This window comes from Streptomyces sp. NPDC090499 (genome assembly GCF_044769305.1).
In the GTDB taxonomy this organism is placed as follows: domain Bacteria; phylum Actinomycetota; class Actinomycetes; order Streptomycetales; family Streptomycetaceae; genus Streptomyces.
This window is the reverse complement of sequence record NZ_JBIVXP010000061.1, coordinates 1-1,127: the sequence shown is the minus strand read 5'-3', so window position 1 is coordinate 1,127 and position 1,127 is coordinate 1. Positions and strand designations below refer to the sequence as shown.

The 1,127-nt window shown below is 75.1% G+C and carries 2 protein-coding genes; both read right to left on the bottom strand.

What is annotated here, in order from left to right:
* Nucleotides 1-374: TetR/AcrR family transcriptional regulator (locus ACIQVL_RS51580; RefSeq protein ID WP_403479323.1), on the bottom strand; the 374-nt coding region annotated here is incomplete at its 3' end.
* The coding region (locus ACIQVL_RS51575) for an alpha/beta fold hydrolase (RefSeq protein ID WP_403479322.1) at nt 367-1,127 on the bottom strand (761 nt) is incomplete at its 5' end. The genes ACIQVL_RS51575 and ACIQVL_RS51580, both read right to left, overlap by 8 nt.

The window sequence follows — 1,127 nt, the reverse complement described above, 5'->3', positions numbered from 1 at the left end:
AGGATCTGCACCGATTCGCGGGCCGCGGTCCGGTATTCCTCGTCTTCGGGGTGCGGGGCGCGGATGCCGGCGGCGTACCGGCCGGGGTGGTCCAGGGCCCACGTGCGGTAGGTCTCGGCGATCGCGCGGACCGCGTCCGGGCCGGAGCGGCCGACGGCGGCCCGGGCCAGGACGGCGCCGATGTCGCGGACGGCCCGGAGGCCGACGTCCCGCTGGAGGGCGTCCAGGGAGTCGACGTGCTTGTACAGCGACGGTGTCCGCACGCCGACCCGCTCGGCCAGCAGGCCCATGGTCAGACCGGCGAAGCCGGCCTCGTCGGCGAGCTCCGAGGCGGCTTCGACGACCGTGGCCCGGTCGAGTCCGGCCCTAGGCACGGGCCGTCTCCAGGAACGAGCGCACCAGGCCGACCACCGCCGAGGGGAACTGGACCTGCGGGTAGTGGCCCGCCCCCGCCAGCATCTCCAGCCGGCCGACGCCCGGCGGCAGCGCGGCCACGACGGCCTCGCCCTCGGCCTTCGGGTCACCCCAGTCGGGATCGAGGGTGCCCATGACGACCAGGACCGGGCAGTGCACGTTGCCGAGCTGGGCACCGGCGTCGGCGGCGCTGTTCATCTGCTTCTGCAGTGCCTTCATCCGGCCCGGCTCGCGCAGCATCGCATCGGTGCGCTCAAGGCTCGCGGCCCAGTCCGCCGGCCGCGGCTGCGGGGTCGCGATCTCCAGGTACCTCAGCCACTGCCTGTGGCTGCCGAACATCGCGACGCCCGCGATCGCCGCCGCGCCCCTGCGGTAGCGGGACACGCCCAGGGCGCCCAGCGAGTACTCCACCTTGCGGGTGAACGGCGCCAGTTCGACGACGGCGCTCACGAGCTCCGGCGCCCGGGCGGCGGCGATCGTCGCGGCACCGCCGGAGATGGAGTGGCCCACCAGCACCGCGGGACCGCCGAGGTGCCCGATCAGCGCGATCAGGTCGCCGGCGATGTCGGTGCGGGTGTAGGACGGCCACGCCGCGCTCGACTCGCCGCTGCCGCGCAGGTCCGCCGCCGCGACCCGGTAACCCGCGGCCACCAGCTCCGGGGCCATGAACCGGTAGGCGTCGCGGCTCTGGCCGATCCCGTGCGCAAGCACCA